The organism is Shewanella sp. FJAT-51649 (assembly GCF_019457435.1).
GTDB lineage: Bacteria > Pseudomonadota > Gammaproteobacteria > Enterobacterales > Shewanellaceae > Shewanella > Shewanella mangrovisoli.
In genome coordinates this window covers 322,552-341,572 of sequence record NZ_CP080411.1, presented here as the reverse complement: position 1 = coordinate 341,572, position 19,021 = coordinate 322,552, and the positions used below count along the sequence as shown (strand labels likewise).

General features: G+C 49.3%; 22 protein-coding genes. 13 read left to right on the top strand and 9 right to left on the bottom strand.

Going from position 1 to position 19,021, the window contains the following annotated elements; all coding sequences use genetic code 11:
• Nucleotides 1-37 precede the first annotated feature (37 nt).
• From K0H59_RS01645 to K0H59_RS01625, 5 genes are all read left to right on the top strand, one after another.
• The gene (locus tag K0H59_RS01645) at nucleotides 38-1,261 is read left to right on the top strand and encodes a beta-ketoacyl-[acyl-carrier-protein] synthase family protein (protein ID WP_088212599.1); all 1,224 of its coding nucleotides are present in this window, start codon (nucleotides 38-40) and stop codon (nucleotides 1,259-1,261) included.
• Between the two features lie 5 nt (nucleotides 1,262-1,266).
• Entirely contained in the window at nucleotides 1,267-1,806 is a 540-nt protein-coding gene (locus K0H59_RS01640; RefSeq protein ID WP_220054457.1) for a hotdog family protein, read from the top strand.
• Nucleotides 1,807-1,931: 125 nt separating this feature from the next.
• Nucleotides 1,932-2,657, top strand: a complete 726-nt coding sequence (locus tag K0H59_RS01635) for a 3-ketoacyl-ACP reductase FabG2 (RefSeq protein WP_220054456.1) — start codon at nucleotides 1,932-1,934, stop codon at nucleotides 2,655-2,657.
• Nucleotides 2,658-3,911, top strand: coding sequence for a beta-ketoacyl-ACP synthase (locus K0H59_RS01630; RefSeq protein ID WP_220054455.1), 1,254 nt, complete (start codon nucleotides 2,658-2,660; stop codon nucleotides 3,909-3,911).
• A 10-nt stretch (nucleotides 3,912-3,921) separates the two neighbouring features.
• Nucleotides 3,922-4,665 (top strand): hypothetical protein, encoded by a 744-nt coding sequence (locus tag K0H59_RS01625; protein WP_011715556.1) that lies wholly within the window; start codon nucleotides 3,922-3,924, stop codon nucleotides 4,663-4,665.
• 419 nt (nucleotides 4,666-5,084) lie between these two features.
• On the opposite strand, the gene K0H59_RS01620 is transcribed toward K0H59_RS01625, so the two are convergent.
• Together K0H59_RS01620 and K0H59_RS01615 are read right to left on the bottom strand one after the other, a co-directional pair.
• Nucleotides 5,085-5,753 (bottom strand): hypothetical protein, encoded by a 669-nt coding sequence (locus tag K0H59_RS01620; RefSeq protein WP_220054454.1) that lies wholly within the window; start codon nucleotides 5,751-5,753, stop codon nucleotides 5,085-5,087.
• 69 nt (nucleotides 5,754-5,822) lie between these two features.
• Nucleotides 5,823-6,593 carry a P-loop NTPase fold protein gene (locus tag K0H59_RS01615; RefSeq protein ID WP_220054453.1) on the bottom strand — a complete coding sequence of 257 codons (771 nt, stop codon included), beginning with the start codon at nucleotides 6,591-6,593 and terminating at the stop codon, nucleotides 5,823-5,825.
• Nucleotides 6,594-7,200: 607 nt separating this feature from the next.
• Between K0H59_RS01615 and K0H59_RS01610 the strand changes: the two genes are divergently transcribed.
• Nucleotides 7,201-7,656 carry a GNAT family N-acetyltransferase gene (locus K0H59_RS01610; RefSeq protein ID WP_011715552.1) on the top strand — a complete coding sequence of 152 codons (456 nt, stop codon included), beginning with the start codon at nucleotides 7,201-7,203 and terminating at the stop codon, nucleotides 7,654-7,656.
• A gap of 57 nt (nucleotides 7,657-7,713) precedes the next feature.
• Here the strand turns inward: K0H59_RS01610 and K0H59_RS01605 are convergent, their stop codons facing one another.
• Entirely contained in the window at nucleotides 7,714-8,901 is a 1,188-nt protein-coding gene (locus K0H59_RS01605; protein WP_220055539.1) for a benzoate/H(+) symporter BenE family transporter, read from the bottom strand.
• Nucleotides 8,902-9,030: 129 nt separating this feature from the next.
• Here K0H59_RS01605 and K0H59_RS01600 point away from each other — a divergent pair, with 129 nt between their 5' ends.
• From K0H59_RS01600 to K0H59_RS01590, 3 genes are all read left to right on the top strand, one after another.
• Nucleotides 9,031-9,606 (top strand): helix-turn-helix domain-containing protein, encoded by a 576-nt coding sequence (locus tag K0H59_RS01600; RefSeq protein WP_220054452.1) that lies wholly within the window; start codon nucleotides 9,031-9,033, stop codon nucleotides 9,604-9,606.
• Nucleotides 9,607-9,701: 95 nt separating this feature from the next.
• The gene (locus K0H59_RS01595) at nucleotides 9,702-10,025 is read left to right on the top strand and encodes a rhodanese-like domain-containing protein (RefSeq protein ID WP_011627458.1); all 324 of its coding nucleotides are present in this window, start codon (nucleotides 9,702-9,704) and stop codon (nucleotides 10,023-10,025) included.
• A 41-nt stretch (nucleotides 10,026-10,066) separates the two neighbouring features.
• Nucleotides 10,067-10,231, top strand: coding sequence for a hypothetical protein (locus K0H59_RS01590; protein ID WP_258405877.1), 165 nt, complete (start codon nucleotides 10,067-10,069; stop codon nucleotides 10,229-10,231).
• A 61-nt stretch (nucleotides 10,232-10,292) separates the two neighbouring features.
• Here K0H59_RS01590 and azoR read toward each other — a convergent pair whose 3' ends face one another.
• The 6 genes from azoR to K0H59_RS01560 all read right to left on the bottom strand — a co-directional run bounded on the left by azoR (nucleotide 10,293) and on the right by K0H59_RS01560 (nucleotide 14,566).
• Entirely contained in the window at nucleotides 10,293-10,889 is a 597-nt protein-coding gene (gene azoR, locus K0H59_RS01585; protein ID WP_011715548.1) for an FMN-dependent NADH-azoreductase, read from the bottom strand.
• A 133-nt stretch (nucleotides 10,890-11,022) separates the two neighbouring features.
• The gene (locus K0H59_RS01580; protein WP_220054450.1) at nucleotides 11,023-11,460 is read right to left on the bottom strand and encodes a thioesterase domain-containing protein; all 438 of its coding nucleotides are present in this window, start codon (nucleotides 11,458-11,460) and stop codon (nucleotides 11,023-11,025) included.
• A gap of 38 nt (nucleotides 11,461-11,498) precedes the next feature.
• Nucleotides 11,499-11,936, bottom strand: coding sequence for a D-aminoacyl-tRNA deacylase (gene dtd / locus K0H59_RS01575; RefSeq protein ID WP_220054449.1), 438 nt, complete (start codon nucleotides 11,934-11,936; stop codon nucleotides 11,499-11,501).
• 15 nt (nucleotides 11,937-11,951) lie between these two features.
• Entirely contained in the window at nucleotides 11,952-12,554 is a 603-nt protein-coding gene (locus K0H59_RS01570) for a hypothetical protein (protein WP_220054448.1), read from the bottom strand.
• Nucleotides 12,551-13,507, bottom strand: coding sequence for an alpha/beta fold hydrolase (locus tag K0H59_RS01565; RefSeq protein WP_220054447.1), 957 nt, complete (start codon nucleotides 13,505-13,507; stop codon nucleotides 12,551-12,553). Before K0H59_RS01565 ends, K0H59_RS01570 begins: the two co-directional genes overlap by 4 nt.
• A gap of 45 nt (nucleotides 13,508-13,552) precedes the next feature.
• Nucleotides 13,553-14,566: a virulence factor BrkB family protein gene (locus K0H59_RS01560; RefSeq protein WP_220054446.1), complete on the bottom strand. Its 1,014-nt coding sequence runs from the start codon at nucleotides 14,564-14,566 to the stop codon at nucleotides 13,553-13,555.
• Between the two features lie 81 nt (nucleotides 14,567-14,647).
• Between K0H59_RS01560 and K0H59_RS01555 the strand changes: the two genes are divergently transcribed.
• The 4 genes from K0H59_RS01555 to K0H59_RS01540 all read left to right on the top strand — a co-directional run bounded on the left by K0H59_RS01555 (nucleotide 14,648) and on the right by K0H59_RS01540 (nucleotide 18,952).
• Complete coding sequence (locus tag K0H59_RS01555) at nucleotides 14,648-14,869, top strand: hypothetical protein (protein WP_088212584.1); 222 nt, start codon at nucleotides 14,648-14,650, stop codon at nucleotides 14,867-14,869.
• Nucleotides 14,870-14,898: 29 nt separating this feature from the next.
• Nucleotides 14,899-15,552, top strand: a complete 654-nt coding sequence (locus K0H59_RS01550; RefSeq protein WP_088212583.1) for a DUF2959 domain-containing protein — start codon at nucleotides 14,899-14,901, stop codon at nucleotides 15,550-15,552.
• 244 nt (nucleotides 15,553-15,796) lie between these two features.
• A complete protein-coding gene (locus K0H59_RS01545) occupies nucleotides 15,797-17,530 on the top strand; it encodes a GGDEF domain-containing protein (protein WP_220054445.1) in 1,734 nt (577 codons plus the stop codon).
• Between the two features lie 207 nt (nucleotides 17,531-17,737).
• A complete protein-coding gene (locus K0H59_RS01540) occupies nucleotides 17,738-18,952 on the top strand; it encodes a 4Fe-4S binding protein (protein WP_220054444.1) in 1,215 nt (404 codons plus the stop codon).
• Nucleotides 18,953-19,021: the final 69 nt, after the last annotated feature.

Sequence of the window (19,021 nt, the reverse complement as noted above, 5' to 3'; positions counted from 1 at the left end):
TTGCTCACATCAAAGGCCATAGGTATAGCAAGCAGCAATGAACAACAGAGTCGCCATTACACAAATTGGATTGTGTACCCCGTTAGGGCAAACGCCCGAGCAGGTGTTAGCCCGCTTGATTGCAGGCGATACCAGTGCCATGCAAACCAGTGATACTCTGCTATTTGGGGAGTCGACACTGGTTGCGCCAGTCACTGAGTCGTTACCGACGATTCCTGCCGCGTTGGCGCAATTCGATTGTCGCAATAATCAGTTACTCCTTGCTGCCGCACTGCAAATTCGCGATGCCGTAGAGCAAGCCAAAGGTAACTTTGGCGCCGACCGCATCGGCGTGGTCTTAGGCACCAGCACCTCGGGGATTTCGAAGGGCGAAGCCGCCTTGGCCTATCGCAATCAACACGGCCACTTCCCCGCCGATTACCATTACTTCCAGCAGGAACTCGGTAGCACCAGCGATTTTCTACGCCAGTTATTTGAGCTCCAAGGTCCCTGCTACACCATTTCGACCGCCTGCTCCTCCAGCGCCAAGGTATTTGCCAGCGCCAAACGCCTGCTCGAGGCCAAGCTGTGCGATATGGTGATCGTCGGCGGTATCGACAGCCTGTGCCAACTGACAGTCAACGGGTTTCACGCCTTGGAATCGGTTTCCAAGGGACATTGCAATCCCTTCAGCGCCAATCGCGATGGCATCAATATCGGTGAAGGCGCCGCGCTGTTTACTCTGACCTTAGCGGAAAACGAAACGCTCGGTGCAGCGCAAGCGAATGTATTGCTTGCAGGCATTGGCGAGTCGAGCGATGCGCACCATATGTCGGCGCCGCATCCCGAAGGTGCGGGAGCGATTGCCGCCATGCAAGCCGCGCTTGATGATGCACAAATATCGGCACAACAGATTGATTATATAAACTTACATGGCACAGCAACGCCTAAAAATGATGCGATGGAAAGCCGCGCCGTAGCCTCGGTATTTGGCGACACGCCGCCACCCGCAAGCTCAACAAAACCGCTGGTCGGCCATACCTTAGGTGCCGCGGGCGCGATTGAAGCCGCATTTTGTTATTTACTGCTCTCACCCCATAATCACCATCTTGCCCTACCTCCCCACAGGTTTGATGGGCAGCAAGATCCACAGGATCCCAACATAGCCTTAGTCGCGCCCAAGCAATGTGCCGAGCATGGCAGGCTGAACTATGTGATGAGCAACTCCTTCGCCTTTGGCGGCAGCAATGCCAGCCTGATTTTTTGCCGTAAAGGGGCTTAAGATTTATGTCCAGTTCTACTGACACTGCAATGGCACCCACCGAGCCGATGTGGCTGCAACAATTAGCCAAGCAGAATATTGCCGATTTTATTCCGCACCGCGCGCCGATGATCTTGATTGATAAAATTATTCGCCATCAGCAGGATGCGCTCGAAACCGAAGTGCAGATCACTCCTCTGAGTGCTTATTTTGACGAGCAACGTCAGGCAGTCCCCAATTATGTGGGTATCGAATACATGGCGCAGAGCATCGCTGCCCTCGCCGGCGTTGAGGCCAAACTGCGCCACGATAAAATCCGAGTGGGTTTTTTATTGGGATCGCGTAAATTAGCCTTGCACACAGCGCAGTACGAACTCAATCGCCGCTACCGCACTCGGGTTAAACGCCTCTATCAAGAAGAGTCGGGACTGGCCGTATTCGATTGCCAGATTTATCTGTTGCCTGAGGCGGGAGCGGAGCAAACACCACAACTCGTGGCCGAGGCCAATGTGAACGTGTTCCAACCCCAGGACACCCAAGCGTATATCGCCTCCAGTCAGGCTTAACGCCAGAATTAGCGCTCACAAGCGCCAAGCTTTAAACCGACGCAACGTCAGTCGCACTACAAAAGGATTTAGCCCTTTGATGCATAAACAACTCATCATCAAGCATCACGGGTGGAGAAATAAAGATGAATAACAGAGTATTAGTCACAGGTTCGAGCCGCGGTATTGGCAAAGCCATCGCCCTTAAACTGGCTGCGGCGGGATACGATATCGCACTGCATTACCACAGTAATCAAGCCGCCGCTGATGACAGCGCCGCAGAGCTTAGCGCCCTTGGGGTGAATGTTAGCCTGTTAAAGTTTGATGTTGCCGACCGCGCCGCGGTAAAAGCCGCCATTGAGGCCGATATTGAGGCCAATGGTGCTTATTATGGTGTGATACTCAATGCGGGCATCAACCGTGACAATGCCTTCCCAGCGATGAGCGAAGCCGAGTGGGACAGCGTGATCCACACTAACCTCGACGGTTTTTACAATGTGATTCACCCCTGCGTAATGCCTATGGTACAAGGCCGCAAGGGTGGCCGTATCATCACTCTAGCCTCAGTGTCAGGCATTGCGGGCAACCGTGGTCAGGTCAATTACAGCGCCTCTAAGGCGGGATTGATTGGTGCCACTAAGGCGCTGTCCTTAGAGCTGGCAAAACGTAAGATCACCGTCAACTGTATCGCCCCAGGTTTAATCGAAACCGATATGGTGGCGGATATTCCTAAGGATATGGTCGAGCAGTTAGTGCCGATGCGCCGCATGGGTAAACCGAATGAAATCGCCGCCTTAGCCGCCTTTTTAATGTCGGACGATGCTGCCTATATCACGCGCCAAGTGATTTCGGTGAATGGAGGCATGATCTAAATGACGCAGCACAATCCCCTAGGCAGACGAGTCGTCGTTACCGGTATCGGTGGTATCAGCGCCCTTGGCCATGACTGGCCGAGTATCGCAAGCAGCCTTAAGGCACAAAAAAACTGTGTCGTGACGATGGCGGAATGGGATAAATACGACGGGCTGAACACCCGCTTAGCCGCCCCAGTTACTGACTTTGAGGTGCCGAGCCACTATTCCCGCAAAAAGATCCGCTCCATGGGACGCGTCTCGATTATGGCGACTCGCGCCAGCGAACTTGCGCTGATGGATGCTGGACTCTTGGACAATCCTATCGTCACCTCGGGGGAAATGGGGATTGCCTATGGTTCTTCCACCGGCAGTACCGATCCGCTAATTGCCTTTGGCGATATGCTCAAACATGGCGATATGTCGGGCGTCACCGCCACCAGTTATATCCGCATGATGGCTCACACCACTGCGGTAAACGTGGGGGTTTTCTTTGGCCTTAAGGGACGCATTCATACCACCAGCAGCGCCTGTACTTCGGGTAGCCAAGGCATAGGCTATGCCTATGAAGCCATCAAATACGGTCAGCAGACCTTAATGCTCGCGGGTGGCGGTGAAGAACTCTGCCCCACCGAGGCGGTAGTATTCGACACCCTGTTTGCCACCAGCACCAAAAATGCCACGCCAGAGCTAACGCCTCGCCCCTTCGATGCCAATCGCGACGGTTTAGTGATTGGCGAAGGCGCTTGTACACTAGTGCTCGAAGAGTTAGAGCATGCCTTAGCGCGCGGCGCGAAAATTTACGCCGAGATCGTCGGTTTTGGCACTAATTCCGATGGTCAGCATGTGACTCAGCCCAATAGCGATACTATGGAAATCGCCATTCGTTTAGCCCTTAAGGATGCGGCGCTCACGCCAGATGCCATTGGTTATGTGAATGCCCATGGCACTGCCACCGATCGCGGTGACGTTGCCGAAACCCATGCGACCCATGCAGTATTTGGTGCGGATATGCCGATTTCATCCCTGAAAAGCTACACAGGCCATACCTTAGGTGCCTGCGGTGCGTTAGAGGCTTGGGTCAGTATCGAAATGATGAATGCGGGCTGGTTTGCCCCCACGCTTAATCTCGACAATATCGACCCAGAATGTGCAGCACTCGATTACATTCGCGGCGAGCCACGTACACTCGACACTGACTATGTGATGAGTAATAACTTCGCCTTTGGCGGCATCAACACCTCACTGATTTTTAAACGCTGGAAAACGACATAAGGACATATCAATGAAACCATTAGTAGCAAGCATTTTACTCGGCATTAGCTTACTGGGCTCACCCGTATGGGCACAGGAATATACGGTTGAAACCTATCAAGAAATTTTTAAAGGCGACAATCAATTTAAGCAAAAACAAGCCATCGAAGCCCTGACGATTGCCGGATTATCCGATCCCGCCATTTACGATGTGTTAGAGGCCAAACTGCTCGAATCCCTGCCCCTCGCCACCGAGAAAAATGCCATCGACTACAGCGCTTGGTTAGTCAAAGGCTTAGCTTACTCGGGTAATGACAAATACAGCGCGACCATCAGCAATATAGTCAATGGCAGCTACCATAAGAAGCTAAAGAAATACGCATCACAAGCCCTTGAAAATCTTGCGCAATACAAAAAGTGGAACGCCATTTTAGCGGATAACAGCCAATATGTGGCCGAGCAAAGCCCTAAGAACAATGCCTTTGCCAACGCCTTGAAAAGCGATGATTTAGAGCTGATGCGCCTCGCCGCTAAACGCATAATGGACGATCAAAACTACGATGATTTTCTATTAGAGCGCCTTAGCGTTGAGCTGAAAAATCCACGCCTAATGAGCAACGACAAGTTAGCCATCGACACCTACGCCAATATGGCCAAGGCCCTCGCCGCATCGGGTAATACGCAATACCGCGAAGTGATTGAAAATATTGCCAACAACAACCCAAACAAAAAGCTGAAAAGCTACGCCGAAAGCTATCTGAAGAAGTACTACTAATCATCTTTGGATGAGCAAAAGCGTTAACAAAAAGCCGAGAATCATCTCGGCTTTTTGATCTCTTTTGTAGGCAAACCATGGTACTGACTCGACGACACGCCACAGAGTGAAACCAGCCATGGTAATGACTCGACGACACGCCACGGAGTGAAGCCAACCATAATACTGACTCGACGACACGCCACGGAGTGAGACCAACCATGGTACAGGCTCGACGACACGCAGCAAGTCCATCCCTGGATGCTCGACCGCCCCGTCCATGGGGCAGACGGTCGTCTCGCCAATCACCATGGTTTGCCTTTCGAGCACAGACAACATCTGAAAGCTTAAAAGACTAGAATCACATTAATAATCTGAAAGTAGAACAATCATAACTAAAGGCTAATATATTAAACGGTGTGAGGTTTATTATATTTTAATTATGAGAAATCATTAAACAGATGAAGATATTGCTCAAACTCACTTCCGGTTAAAATTTTTACACTACTATTATCTTTCATCTTTCGGATTAATTTTTCAGTAGAGATTTCAAAACCAGCCTTATTACTCCGATGCAAACAAATAAAATTTTCCAGATGCTCGCATTTCACAAAATTATCAAACCTACTTATTAAGCTGTTTAAGTTATTACGAAAACCCTGTTCAATTTGATAAAGATGACTAGGTTGATAAGCATGCTCCCTAACATAAACCATACTATTCCAAACTGAAGTGTAGTGTTCCAGAGCCTTTTGAGCATTATCTCCATTGGGATCGCCAATATAACTTATTTCAAGCTCACATCCAGACCAATTATGTTTACCAGAACGATACATAGTCGAATAATTCAACTTGAACTTTGGATAAAGTTCATAACTAAAAACACTCCCAACGAGCTCTATAAATGAAAAAGCTGTGTTTGATGGTAAATTAACTAAAGCTGCATCTAATCTAGCGCAAAGTTGTTCCATTCTTCGTAATGAAACCCGATGAAAAGCACAAAACAGTGCTACTATTTCATAAGCAACATCTTTAGTTACTGCTGGATACATTATTACAGGATCAAACTCTATTATGGAGAAGAAATCGTTTGCCTTGATAAAATCCAAATAGTTTGGCTCAGATAAAGTTAATCGCCTTTGAAAAAATCGACTTAAATATTCCTCTGAATCAAACTGTTAACCGTAAACAGCCTTAATTGAACACTCCAGCTGTTTAGTATCTGTAGACATCACGAAAACCAACTTAGGAATATCAAACAAATGCTTTATCACCTCAAGCATTTCAATAGCATATGTAGGTCTACATCGGTCTAATTCATCAATAAAAATATAAACTTTATTTTTATTAGACAGTTCACAAACTTGATCTATTAAATTAGACAACTCCGTTTTAAACTCAACGGCGAACTCTTTATGCTTGTTATGCATTGAAAATATCTCAGCCCCAAACTCGCCTAAACGATTCTTTGATACACTTTTATCATTAGCCGAATCTTTAACTGCCACACCAATTTCTTTAAGTAGATCTCCAAACTCACTACCTAGAAAATGTTTACCTAAAGCCATGGTGATCACTGGTAAAAAGTTTTTTGCTAACTTCCAGCCAGCATTGAATATTTTACTTTCAGTTTCCGAGAAATCTATTATCCCACTCTGACATTTTAATTTAGTCAAGAGTTCAGCGGTGACAAGAGCAAGTGGATCGTTTAGATAATCAGATTCCCATGCGTCGATTTTGATCGCAACATATCTTTGCTCCCCAAGTTTACGACACCAATTATCGACAAAGAAGGTCTTCCCCGTACCCCACGCGCCGTTAAGATTCGCTACATATGCTTTTTCATCACTTCGAGTATCCAAGTACTTCGTAAACGCATCAGCCTGCTTCTCTCGAATTTGCCTGTAAGCACAGGTTGAAAAAGCTAGTGAAGATGTAGAGTCGTTCATGAGTTTTTATTCCATATTTTGTATACTTTTCGGCTCAATGTTACTGCCAATCAATATCTCCTAATTAGTTTCTCTTTATATGATATTTGACGCTCAAATAACACTGAAATCAAAGGAGTACACCATCCCCTCGGAGTTGCCGCAGGGCGAATAGGCAAATTGCGTGAGTCTCGCCATGGATGGCGAGCTAGCTTTCGCAGGTGCAGGGACGCATCCTTCGGAAGCGATAGCAAATTTGGCTATGAGCACAAGGGGCTTTCAACTCCGTTAGGGGCGTCTTGGAGCATCCAAGGAGGATAGGACGAGCAGTTCTCCTTGGTCAGGTGTGGGGTGAAGCCCCACGACTTTGATTTCATCTAAAAATCCAAACTAAGTTGGGAAAGATCTAGAGGCGACTTTTCTAGCATTTACCTGAACCATAGAAAAGAAAGCAAAATAAAACAGTAAGTTATTTCTCTTGCTATCAAGACTGATACCAACCTCTTCCCTAAATATTGGCCTACCCTTTGCTTATCCACCGCGGCGTTTTACCTCTTAAAACAACGAAACGTGATAACGCTATGATGGTTAAGCGACAACACAGGGAATTTTAATCTTGAGAGCAACAATGAAAATAATACTAGATGATCTAAAAGGGCCTGAAATTGCAGCACTTTTAACTGAACACCTCGAGGATATGCGGGCAACCTCGCCGCCGGAGAGTGTGCACGCATTAGACTTGGATGGCCTGCGCCAACCCAATATTCGCTTTTGGACACTGTGGGATGGCCGAAATCTGGCGGGCTGCGGTGCACTAAAATGGTTAGATGCCGAGCATGCGGAGATCAAATCGATGCGTACCGCCGCCACCTACAAACAACAGGGGATTGCTTCTAAGGTATTGCAGCACTTGATCAATGATGCCAAAGCCGCAGGCGTGCAGCGCCTCAGTTTAGAAACGGGCTCAATGGCCTTTTTCCAACCTGCCCGTAACCTGTATGCCAAATTTGGCTTCGAGCTGTGCGGCCCCTTTGCCGATTACGTGCTCGACCCCAATAGCCTGTTTATGACCAAAAAGCTCTAGGCCTCAACATACATCAATCCACTAAGGTGGCGAACCGCAGCCTAGACCTAACCACAGCTAAGCTTTTGCCTGTTTAGCTGTGGTTAAGACGCGATGCTTGTGCCAGTAATGCATTAAAAATCCGAGTAATAATCCCCAGAAGGCACTGCCGATCCCCAATATACTCACACCCGAGGCGGTGACGAGAAATGTAATCACAGCCACTTCTCGCCCGTCGTTATCCGCGAGCGCAGCGGTCAGACTGTTACCTATGGTGCCAAGCAGGGCTAATCCTGCAATCGCCAGCACCAGCTCCTTCGGAAATGCTGCGAAGAGCCCCACCACAGTTGCGCCGAGTAGACCTGTTATCAAATAAAATACTCCGCCCCACACCGCTGCCCAATAACGAGTTGCGGGGTTAGGGTCCGCCTCTTTTCCCATGCAAATGGCCGCCGTAATGGCGGATAAGTTAAAAGCAAAGCCACCAAAGGGTGCAAACAATACGCCCATCAGACCCGTCACGGTAATTAATGGCGAGATAGGCGGGCGATAACCATGGCCGTAGAGCGCGGCCACTCCAGGCATATTCTGCGAAGCCATAGTCACCACAAATAAGGGCAGCGCCACGCCCACCACGCTAGCGATAGAAAACGTAGGCGCTATCCATACGGGGGCGGCGAATTGCAGCTCAAGCTTATCGAGTTGCAATAAACCCAATTGATAACTCATCCCTATCCCAGCAACGAGGGTAAGCAACATAATGTAGCGCGGCGCCCAGGGCTTAAGCACAACAAATACCAATAACATCAAGAGGATTAGACTCAGCTGAGTCTGCATGGCTTGAAATAACCCTAAGCCAAACTGCAATAAAACCCCCGCTAACATGGCCGCCGCCACCGAGGGTGGCATAATGCGAATAAGCTTATCCATCCAGCCTGCCAAGCCGCAGAGGGTGATCAACAAAGAGCTAATCAGGAAGGCACCAACGGCTTCGTGGATACTTAATCCCGCAAGGCTGCTGACCATCAGCGCCGCCCCAGGTGTCGACCATGCCGTAAGCACCGGATTTTTATAGTAGAGAGACAGGCCAATACTGGTGAGCCCCATGCCGACACCTAAGGCCCACAGCCATGAACTCATCTGTGCCGATGTCGCGCCAACGGCGTCCGCCGCCTGCAGGATAATCACCGCCGAACTGCTGTAGCCCACCAGCACGGCAATAAAGCCTGCCGATATTTTTGATAGTCCCAAAGCCTCGCGCCACATCATCCCTACTCCTCTGCCTACCTTTGTTTTGATCATCGAACCACTCTTCGTGCGCTATAACGCACAATATGGACAAGATAGCACTTGTGCGTTATAACGTACAAATAATTTTTTAAGCGTCAGAACCTAATGCAGACCATCAACAGTTATCTTGCCGCGACCCTAAAACAACTGCGCAGCCAAAAGGGTTGGAGCCTAGATAAAGCGGCACTCGAGACAGGCGTAAGTAAAGCCATGATAGGCCAGATTGAGCGCGGCGAATCCAGCCCCACCATTGCCACCCTGTGGAAAATCGCCAGCGGTTTTAATACCTCACTCTCGACCTTTTTGGAGCCAACGCCCGAGAGCCAAGGCGCCGTCTTTCGTAACGCCGATGCATTACGTCAAAAGCCTGCAACCGATGGCATGTTAGTGGCGTCGCTATTTCCCTTTGAGCCACGTTTTGGTTTTGAGATGTTTGAACTCACCCTATTGCCCCACTATGAACGCCTCTCCGAGCCCCATGAGGCGGGTGTGACCGAGCATGTGATCGTGCTGAGCGGCAACATGGAAGTGTTAGTCGATGGTCAGTGGCAGCCATTACAGCAGGGTGAAGCCGTGCGCTTTGCCGCCGATAAACCCCATGGTTACCGTAACTTAAGCGATCTACCCGTGGTGTTTCATGATCTTATCCACTATCACAGGGAACTGCCTGCCACCGAGTAGCACCGACAAGCCAAGCGCCCAACAGATTGTTGCTTGCGCCCGCCAATTCATTAGAATAAACTTATTGAAAATTTTCTAATCATAGAGGCAAAGCTATGTTTCAATCTTTACTGGCTAAATTATCTGGTAGTAGCAACGGTGAAAAGTGTTGGCAATTGATTGATCAAGGTGCGCGCGTTATCGATGTGCGCTCACCGGAGGAGTTTGCCTCGGGTCATTTGCCTCAGGCCATCAACGTGCCGCTGCCTACGCTAGACCAATGGTTACATCAGGTTGAAAATAAACAGCATCCCTTTGTGCTTTACTGCGGCGCAGGCATTCGTGCCCAAAAGGGTTGCGATATTTTAAGGGCCAATGGTTTTGAATGTGTGGTTAACGGTGGCTCGCTAAAAGATTTAGTCTGCTGCCAGCCAAGCTAAAACCTAAGCCAAGCAAGCCAACTATGCGTGAGGAGGTGCGGATGACAACAAAGTGCCCACGCCCAACTAGCGATGAACAACTGCCTCAACCCAAAGTGGTTCGCGAAGCCCGCTACAGCGTGAGCCGCAACCGTGGCCAAGCCAGCACTAAGGTGCGCTATATCGAAACCAGCGCTATGTCCCTCGGTTGCAAGCTGTGCGAATAATCGCTTGCTGTAGAAACAAAAATGCCAGCATTTACGCTGGCATTTTTTATAATCTTGACGATTAAACGGTTAACGCATCGAGGCTTTGTTTCGCTTCGCTGATACCTTTTTGGTTGGCTTCTGGACCCATATTCAGCGCTTCGCCATAAACTACTTCCACGTCGGTGATACCGATAAAGCCGAGGAAGGTTTTTAAGAAAGGCACAATGTGATCCGTTGGACCATCTTTATGGGCGCCACCACGAGTGGTGATCAACACAGCGCGTTTACCTTCTACTAAGCCTTTAGGGCCGTTTTCGGTATAAGTGAAAGTCACACCTGCACGGGCCACAAAATCAATCCAGTTTTTCAGCTGGGTTGGAATGTTGAAGTTGTACATAGGCGCGGTGATCACGATAGTGTCGTTCGCTTTTAACTCTTCAACTAAGGCGTTAGACAAGTCGAGCATCTCTTGCTGACGTGCGGTTAACTCAGCACCGCCACGTAGGCCAGAGGCAATTTCACCATCAACCATTGGCAACACATCTTTACCCGCTAAATCGCGAACTGTGATGGTCGCGCCTTGGTCTTCCCATTTACCGATAAGGTGGTCAACTAACAAGGCAGATTGTGAATAACCGCCAAGAATACTGGATTTTAACACTAGGACTTTAGACATAATCTGCTCCGAAAATTGAAATTCTTGAGAGTCTTTCAACTTGCTCTCGACTCTATGGGCTTAGTTTATTAGCCCATAAAAAAGAAAAAAAGCGGATAAAATTTGAGATTAATTTCGATTTTTTAGAAAGGTTTTACATTTTAGGCACACTGACATACAAGCCATCGAATTGGGCACAGAGTTTTCCGTCACAAAAGAGTTGTACTTCGAGTTTGACTTTGGCTTTGCGCCCCCGTTGCAGCGGGCTTAAATCCGTTTCAGGCCAACGCACTTTGACCTCGGGCGCACAGGTCACGGGCGCCATGTAGCGGATATGGGCATCGGCTAATACTATGTCGCCATCCACCTGTTGAAGTTGCTGTTGCAGCCACACCATGCCCCAACCCGTCAGGGTCATAATGGTATAAATGCTGCCCGCAAACATAGTGTTATGCAGATTGATATTCGGCGCCAGTGGCGCACTCACGTGCAGCTCCCCTTCGACAAAGGAAACTGGCGCTATCTGCATAAACTCGCTAACGGGAATGGTGCTGTGCCAGGTTTGGCGCAATTGGTTTAATAATTCATCCATGTTCATATTCTTACTGCCGTTGGCACACTGTCTTGGGGTTATACCTGCAAATTGAAGGTCACAGGGCCATCGTTGATTAGCTCGACCTTCATGTCGGCACCAAATTGCCCCGTTTCAGTCGTTACCCCCTGCACACGGCAAAAGGCGACAAAGTCTTCATACAGACCAAGCGCTTGCTCAGGAGTACCCGCCCCCGAAAAGCTCGGGCGCAGACCACGACCAGTGTCGGCGGCCAAGGTAAACTGCGACACCACTAAAAGCGAGCCACCCGCCTGAGTCAAGTTGAGATTCATCTTGCCATTCTCATCGGAAAACACTCGATAACTCATCACCTTAGTGGCTAATTTTTGCATCTTCTCGCGGTTATCTTCCCGCTCAACCCCAAGTAAAACTAACAAGCCCTTATCGATTGCACCTATGGTTTGATTGTCCACCACCACGCTGGCGCGGCTCACTCTTTGAATTAACGCGATCACAACTTTTCCTTTAAATTAAGACTTAACGAGGGGCATCAAGGGAATAGGACGCAGATACTGCTCCACACCTTCGGGCAATGACTGGGCAATTTCCGCTAAACCGCCATCGGTCCACAGCATAAAGCGGCGAAGTTCCTCGATTTCAACCTTATCGGCAAAGGTCACTGTGCCTTGGATTTGGATCACTGCGCCCTGCTCACGCAGCACGAATTTAGCAAAATTGAGCTTGGCATTCAGCTCACCAATCACCGCTGGCAGTTCAGGATTAGCCTGCAACTGCGGATGCACCGCATAAAAACGGTTCATCAGAATACGGTCAATCCCCGCTGCATTCATGCTGGGTTCGAGCATAAAGTCATTATTGCCAAATTGCACCGCAACCTTATCTGCCCCAACTTTGGTGGCTAAATAGTTGGCATTGATTAAGGCCTGATACAAGGTATCGGCGGCGGCCTCGTTGGTCATACCCGCCAATTGCACCACTTTAGGCGCCACAGGAGCGCGCGCCTCAGTGGACTCGACCACAGAAGATGAGGATTGAGACTCTGGGGTAGGAGATGAGGTGGCCGCGCAGGCAGTTAATCCCAAAACGGCGGCAATAATAACGGCTAATTTCATGCTAGCTCCTGTCGCTTTATCCAAGTCCACATGGCTTGGATCTCGAGTGTGACGGCAAGTGAGAGTATGTCACTATTCAGCGAATGCCCACCATCGACAATGGTATGAATTTGTATCCTAGGGTTGTCGATTTTTGCCAAAAATGCGGCTAATAAACGTGCCGGACAGACAGCATCCTGCGTGCCTTGTAATAGCAGGGTACGCGCTGTTACTTGCGATGTCACCCGCTGTAATACGCTGAACATATTGAAGTAATCGTTTTTTGCATAGTGCAGCTCGATTTGAGCCAAGGCCAATAGCGGCGCAGCAAGCCGCTTCGGCAAGCCTGTTGGTACGCCCGCTAAGGTTAATTCCCATTGGATCCAGCGACGGGCAAATTCATGACGGGTTGCTTCATCTTGGGCGTTCAATCCTAGCTGGTAGTACGTAAATAAATCCGCCAAACCAATAGAAGGTGCAGCAAATTCACAGTAAGCCTGCGGATATAACTTCGCAGCGCCCGAGGGTGCATAGAGCCATTCAATACCCGCCTTTGAGGGAATAAACACAGCCCACAGCACTTGGGCAATCACTCGATGGGGAAATAAACCACTGTAAATTAAGGCTAAGGTGGCGCCAAATGAGCCCCCCGCGAGGCACCAACGCTCTATGCCTAAGTGAATGCGAATCGCCTCAATATCGCTGATAAGTCCATTTAAATGATTATGCTCTAACTCGCCAGTAGGCAGTGATTGTCCCGCACCACGTTGATCTAACAGTAAAATCCAGTAGTGCTCGGGGTTAAATAAACTCAGTTCACTGACCGAAGCACCCGCCCCTGGGCCGCCATGCAAATACAGCAGCGGAATACCCTGCGGATTACCATATTGAGCCAGATGCAGCTGCTGCCCATTGCCCACCATCAACCAATCACGGCGGATAAAAGGGGCAAGCTGATGGGCATCAGTGATCATAGGCGGGATAAGGTTCGTTGAATGTCTTGGTGGATGACAACTTAGCTACGGCTTATCCAGTGTAGTCGATTGCGGCGCGTTTGCGGCACGTTCACCCGTCGTATCAACCTCTTGGCTTGATTGGGCAGATATGGTTTCTGGCTCCACGGTGGGTGTATCCTGCACCGCTAAAGGCTCACCATCGAGATTGGTTTCATTAATATCGCTGCTGGACTCATAGTCCAAATACTCGGGCATGGCGGCGGTAATTTCGGCGCCAAGCAGCACTATCATCCAAGATAAATAGACCCAAACGAACAGAATAGGGATGGTCGCCAATGCGCCGTAAATGGCCTCATAACTTGGGAATTTAGTCACATACAGGGCAAAACCTTTTTTTCCCAGCTCGAATAGCAAGGCCGCCACAACAGCACCTAATAGTGCATGCCAAAACTTCACCTTCTGATTCGGCACCACCATATAGAGCAGTAAGAACGCTGCCACCGAAAACAGCATAGGCAAACGTTCGATAAATAGCGGCATAACCCCAGATAAGGTATCGCCCTCAAACAGTTTTAACGACACTACATAGGAGGTCGCCACTAAGCTTGCGCCCACCAGCACAGGGCCCAAGGTAATCACCATCCAATACATGGAAAAGGCCACGACCACAGAACGCTTTTCCTTAGTTCGCCAGATATTATTCAGCGACTTATCTATGGCAGAGATCAACATAATCGCTACAACCACGAGAGCGGCGATCCCCACGGCCGTACCCTTAGAGGCATTGCCAACAAATTCATTGATATAGACTTGTACCGTATCGCCCGCCGCGGGCAGAAAATTCTCGTAAACGAAGGCTTCGATTTGGCCACGGATCCCCTTAAACACAGGGAAAGCCGACAGCATGGACATAGTCACAGCTACCATAGGCACAAGGGATAACAGGGTGACATAGGCCAAGTGGCCGGCGCGAATATTGATTTGATCTTCCACTAAACGCTGACGTAAATGCAGCAGGAAGCGCCAGATCCCGAGGAATAAGACTTGAATTTGTGCCAGTTCTATCTTCTTAGTCACGGGTTTCTCTTGATTCTGTTGGTATTGACTCGTTATCTTCGTACAATAAACACTTAATTTACAAGTCTAAGGAGTGAATTGATGTCACAACAAGGATCTGCGGGCAACGTTATCGCCGCTATCGCCAGTCTGTTCTTTCCCGGCCTAGGTCAACTGGTACAGGGACGAATTATGGCTGCATTGCTGTTTTTCGTGGTCACTGTGGTTGGCTATGCCCTCTGGTGGTTAGTGGTCCCTGCGGTAATAGGTGCTATCTTTCACCTCTGGAGCATTATCGATGCGGCGCGTTTTAAGGCCGACTAACTTCATCTGACTCAGTGACGGAATACCCAATGAAAAGATTGATCACCTCTAGCCTGATGGCGGCAACGCTATTGCTGACGGGCTGCCAGAGCGCCTATTACGGCGCCATGGAAAAAGTGGGCTACCACAAGCGCGACATTATGGTCGACAGAGTGAAGGCCGCAAAAGAATCCCAAGAGGATGCCCAAAAAGAGTTCAGCTCAGCACTCGAGGAGATGCAAGCCCTGCTCAACCACGATGGTGGCAACCTCGAAAAGGCCTATAACAAGGCCAAAGATGAATACGAGTCAGCCCAAAGTGCCGCCGATGACGTAAGCAATCGCATCAATAAAGTCGAAGATGTCGCCGAGGCGCTCTTCGATGAGTGGCAAGCCGAAATCGGCGAGATCAGCAAAGCCAGCCTGCGCCGCAACAGTGAAACCAAGCTCAAGGAAACCCGCCGTTCCTACGAGCAACTGATGAAAACCATGCGCCGCGCCGAATCTAAAATGCCACCCATCCTCACCGCCATGAAAGACAATATGCTGTATTTAAAGCATAACTTGAATGCTCAAGCGATTGGCGCGATTAAAGGGGAATTTGCGAGTTTGCAGACGGATATTTCAGGCCTAATCAAAGAGATGAACAAATCGATCAACGAGTCGACCAAGTTTATCGAGGCCCTCGAAAACTCTAAAGGTTAACGCTCGCCGTCATCTTGCCTTGTCAGCCTCAAAGGCTGGCAAGGTCGATACTCTCTTTAACCTTTCACGACATCTACTGTTTGCCGCTTGCTTTGCCACGACTGCCATTCTTATTCAGCGCCATCTCTTCCGCTTTATTTAACTCGATAAAATCCCCTAATCTCGCTGATTTTTTTTCATTCTCAGTACGCTATTGATACTTTATGGCATACTTGTTAGCTCAACGTTAATCAAGAGAATCTGTATGGGCCGAGCGACATGGATGGGTTTACTCACATTGGGAGCATTGCTGCTCATCTGCGTGACATTCACGACCAAGGCCGCAACGGCAGAGATATCCTGGCAGGATAATACGACCAGTCTCACCGACTTTCCGATGAGCTATTTTGTCGATACCTCGGAGAACATGCCCTTTACTGAAGTCACGCAACAAACCTTTATCGACTCCAGCAATCGCGTATCTCTTGGCACAGCCGCCATCAAAACCTGGGCAAAGATCCCCTTAGTTAATACCAGCAATAGCCCACAAACCCTGTATCTGCACCATCCCTACGCCTATCACAATCGCCAGGTTGGACTCTATGAAACAGTCGATGGACAGGAGACGCAGCGCCGAATACTCGACCTCGACGACCCTAGCACCTATGGCTGGCTCTATGGCGGTGCGGCGGTATTTGAGGTCACACTCGCGCCACTGCAAAAGAAAACCCTATACGTCGAAAGCGTGTCCTTTTCACACCAATGGTTTTCTATCGATTTATACAACAAGGAACAATCCCAACGAGCATTGCTCGGCAGTTTTACCGATATCGCCGTGATGGTGGGTATGCTGCTGGCGCTGATTATCTACAACCTATTGTTATTTATGTATTCCCGCCAGCGGGACAATTTGTTTTACGCCTGTTACTTAATCTCAGGCGGGATCTGGATTGCCCTCTCCTATGGGCTGGTCGCCGAAGTATTCGCGTTTTACGGCTCAGCCAGCCTGTATTGGCACCTTACCCTGATGACCATGCCCATCTTTTTGATTTTATTTATGATGGATATTTTCGAGACTCGGCAACATTATCGCTTCGAGCATTACGCTCTCGTGTTTGTGCTCGCCCTGTTAGTGGCCGAATTTTGTTACGGCGTGGTGGATATCGTTGGTGCGCTGCGCTATTCCAGCAGCCTGGCAGCCTTGATGATGTTAACCACCCTCTCGGTCACGATTTCGCTGGTGATAAAACGACATCCCATCGCGAAATACTTTCTCCTCGGTCATTGTCTTTTCGTCGGTTTTAGTGGTCTTGCGGTGATGTTTTACAAAGGCCGCGCCGAGTTTAGCTATCTCTCAAGCCACGGTGTCGGCGTGGGCATTATGCTAGAAGCACTAGTGCTTGCACTTATCATCGCCTATCGCATCCGTCTGCTCGAAGAAATTAAAGCGTCGCAGGAAGAGCTTAAATATCAAGCGGCTACCGATTCGCTCACCCATTTATTTAATCGCCGTCATTTCCACAAAGAAGCGCAGCGGATCTATATGCAGGCGAGCGTGACACAACAACCCATGGCGGTGATTATCTGTGATATCGACCTGTTCAAACGGGTCAACGATAATTACGGCCATCTGATGGGCGATCAGGTCATTATCGATATTGCCACCACCCTCAAACAGCATGCGCGTAAATGCGACATAGTGGCGCGCTACGGCGGCGAAGAATTTATTATGCTGCTGCATGACGTGTCCCTCGCCGAGGCACACCAGTGCGCCGAACGCATTCGCAGCGCCGTTGCTGAGCTAAGCTTTATGGCCGAGACGCAAGAAGTGTTTACTGTCACCCTGAGTCTTGGGGTGGCGGCCGTTGATTTTGCCCATCCCCTAGAGCATGCCATCAAGCTCGCGGACGATGCCCTGTATCGCGCTAAACATCAGGGACGTAACAATGTGCAATCCAGTGAAATCAATCTATTAGAGATACAGGAAGGCATAAACTAACACGATATATCGAAGCAATAGCCATCGCCTACTCCACAAAATCGACTCGGTCTATATGGGGCTGTGTCGGCTTTGTGAGCTATCACTCGCTTTTACCACGGCATACTGTAAATATCGGATCTGCCGCACAATTTCGCTTTAGGCTCAAAAACTTATCCAACGAAAGCCACTCAGATGGAATACGTGTATTCTATTTGCAGTATTAACATGACTTTTATTGAATCTCTTACCCTGATGTTGGCCCTGATGTATATCGCATCCTTAAGTTATTGGAGCGGTAAAAAATGGGGCGCCGTTGCCACCTTACTCTTAAGTGTTGGCGCCGTAGCGATTAGCCTCTACTGGCCTTTGGCGATCGCCCTCGCCATTGCCTTGCCGCTGTGTCTGATAGCCAACAAGTTCGCCCCTGAGGAATTAAAGGGCGAGATAAAAATCAACACCCTGCGAGAAGGCTGTCAGCATCTGCTCGCGCTCTCGCTGTTTATCGTCGCCATCCAATACTGCATTAATGCCATCCAGCTTAAACAAGGCATAGTGCCTTGGTTGATGCGCCCCGATGTCGCCGACGCCTTCTTGCCTATCGCGGGCGGAATTGAGCTAAAAGCCATTTTGGCGCTCAACCTGTGGGACCAAACACACCCCGCCGCAGCCGTCATGCTCTTCGCCGTGCTGCTCACGGGCTTACTCTGCAAACGCGCCTTTTGTGGCTGGGCCTGCCCATTAGGACTTGCCGGCGAATACCTCTACGCCTTGCGCAAACGCTTTATCAAAGCAGAACTTGCGCCACCGGCATGGTTAGACTGGCCACTGCGGATGCTTAAGTACCTATTACTCCTTGCGCTTTTTTACATCGTCATCGGAATGCCTAGCGAGTCGATTCCCTATTATCTGCAGGGCAACTACCACAAGATTGCCGATCTTAAGATGGCGCTGTTTTTTGTCACGCCTGGCCTCATCACCTTAGCCTGCTTTGCGCTTATCCTCGCCTTAGCCGCATGGCGTCGCCAAGGATTTTGCCGCTACTTGTGTCCCTATGGCGCCATGCTCGGACTGTTAAGTTTTGCCAGCCCACTCAAGATCCGTCGTGATACTCAGCATTGTCTGATCGAAGCCAAAGGTATGAAATGCGATAAATGTACCCGCGCCTGCCCAGCCAACATCATAGTGCACACCAAAACCACGGTGCGCAGCGACGAATGCCAAGCCTGTATGCGCTGTGTGGCCGCTTGCCCTAAATCGGCGGCGCTCGCTTTTGGCCTTAAATCGGGCCACAGAGTTAGCCATAAGGACTTGTTAGTATTGTTATTATTGGCACTCTTCGCCCTACCACTGGGCGCATATTTAGCCGGGTTCTGGCATAGCCAAACACCGGACAGTATCCGTATGGAGCTTATCCAAGTGATTGACCGCGTGGGCCATTAATTCTCTGATTTGTTGGTAAGTAGACATAAAAAAGGTGTAGCCCAAGCTGCACCTTTTATGTTCACGCTA

What these genes read in the sequence shown, in the direction of transcription:
- K0H59_RS01645 (WP_088212599.1), top strand. Translation starts at nt 38, where the DNA reads ATGAACAACAGAGTCGCCATTACACAAATTGGATTGTGTACCCCGTTA.
- K0H59_RS01640 (WP_220054457.1), top strand. Translation starts at nt 1,267, where the DNA reads ATGTCCAGTTCTACTGACACTGCAATGGCACCCACCGAGCCGATGTGG.
- K0H59_RS01635 (WP_220054456.1), top strand. Translation starts at nt 1,932, where the DNA reads ATGAATAACAGAGTATTAGTCACAGGTTCGAGCCGCGGTATTGGCAAA.
- K0H59_RS01630 (WP_220054455.1), top strand. Translation starts at nt 2,658, where the DNA reads ATGACGCAGCACAATCCCCTAGGCAGACGAGTCGTCGTTACCGGTATC.
- K0H59_RS01625 (WP_011715556.1), top strand. Translation starts at nt 3,922, where the DNA reads ATGAAACCATTAGTAGCAAGCATTTTACTCGGCATTAGCTTACTGGGC.
- K0H59_RS01615 (WP_220054453.1), bottom strand. Translation starts at nt 6,593, where the DNA reads ATGAACGACTCTACATCTTCACTAGCTTTTTCAACCTGTGCTTACAGG.
- K0H59_RS01610 (WP_011715552.1), top strand. Translation starts at nt 7,201, where the DNA reads ATGAAAATAATACTAGATGATCTAAAAGGGCCTGAAATTGCAGCACTT.
- K0H59_RS01605 (WP_220055539.1), bottom strand. Translation starts at nt 8,901, where the DNA reads ATGTGGCGCGAGGCTTTGGGACTATCAAAAATATCGGCAGGCTTTATT.
- K0H59_RS01600 (WP_220054452.1), top strand. Translation starts at nt 9,031, where the DNA reads ATGCAGACCATCAACAGTTATCTTGCCGCGACCCTAAAACAACTGCGC.
- K0H59_RS01595 (WP_011627458.1), top strand. Translation starts at nt 9,702, where the DNA reads ATGTTTCAATCTTTACTGGCTAAATTATCTGGTAGTAGCAACGGTGAA.
- K0H59_RS01590 (WP_258405877.1), top strand. Translation starts at nt 10,067, where the DNA reads ATGACAACAAAGTGCCCACGCCCAACTAGCGATGAACAACTGCCTCAA.
- azoR (WP_011715548.1), bottom strand. Translation starts at nt 10,889, where the DNA reads ATGTCTAAAGTCCTAGTGTTAAAATCCAGTATTCTTGGCGGTTATTCA.
- K0H59_RS01580 (WP_220054450.1), bottom strand. Translation starts at nt 11,460, where the DNA reads ATGGATGAATTATTAAACCAATTGCGCCAAACCTGGCACAGCACCATT.
- K0H59_RS01570 (WP_220054448.1), bottom strand. Translation starts at nt 12,554, where the DNA reads ATGAAATTAGCCGTTATTATTGCCGCCGTTTTGGGATTAACTGCCTGC.
- K0H59_RS01565 (WP_220054447.1), bottom strand. Translation starts at nt 13,507, where the DNA reads ATGATCACTGATGCCCATCAGCTTGCCCCTTTTATCCGCCGTGATTGG.
- K0H59_RS01555 (WP_088212584.1), top strand. Translation starts at nt 14,648, where the DNA reads ATGTCACAACAAGGATCTGCGGGCAACGTTATCGCCGCTATCGCCAGT.
- K0H59_RS01550 (WP_088212583.1), top strand. Translation starts at nt 14,899, where the DNA reads ATGAAAAGATTGATCACCTCTAGCCTGATGGCGGCAACGCTATTGCTG.
- K0H59_RS01545 (WP_220054445.1), top strand. Translation starts at nt 15,797, where the DNA reads ATGGGCCGAGCGACATGGATGGGTTTACTCACATTGGGAGCATTGCTG.
- K0H59_RS01540 (WP_220054444.1), top strand. Translation starts at nt 17,738, where the DNA reads ATGACTTTTATTGAATCTCTTACCCTGATGTTGGCCCTGATGTATATC.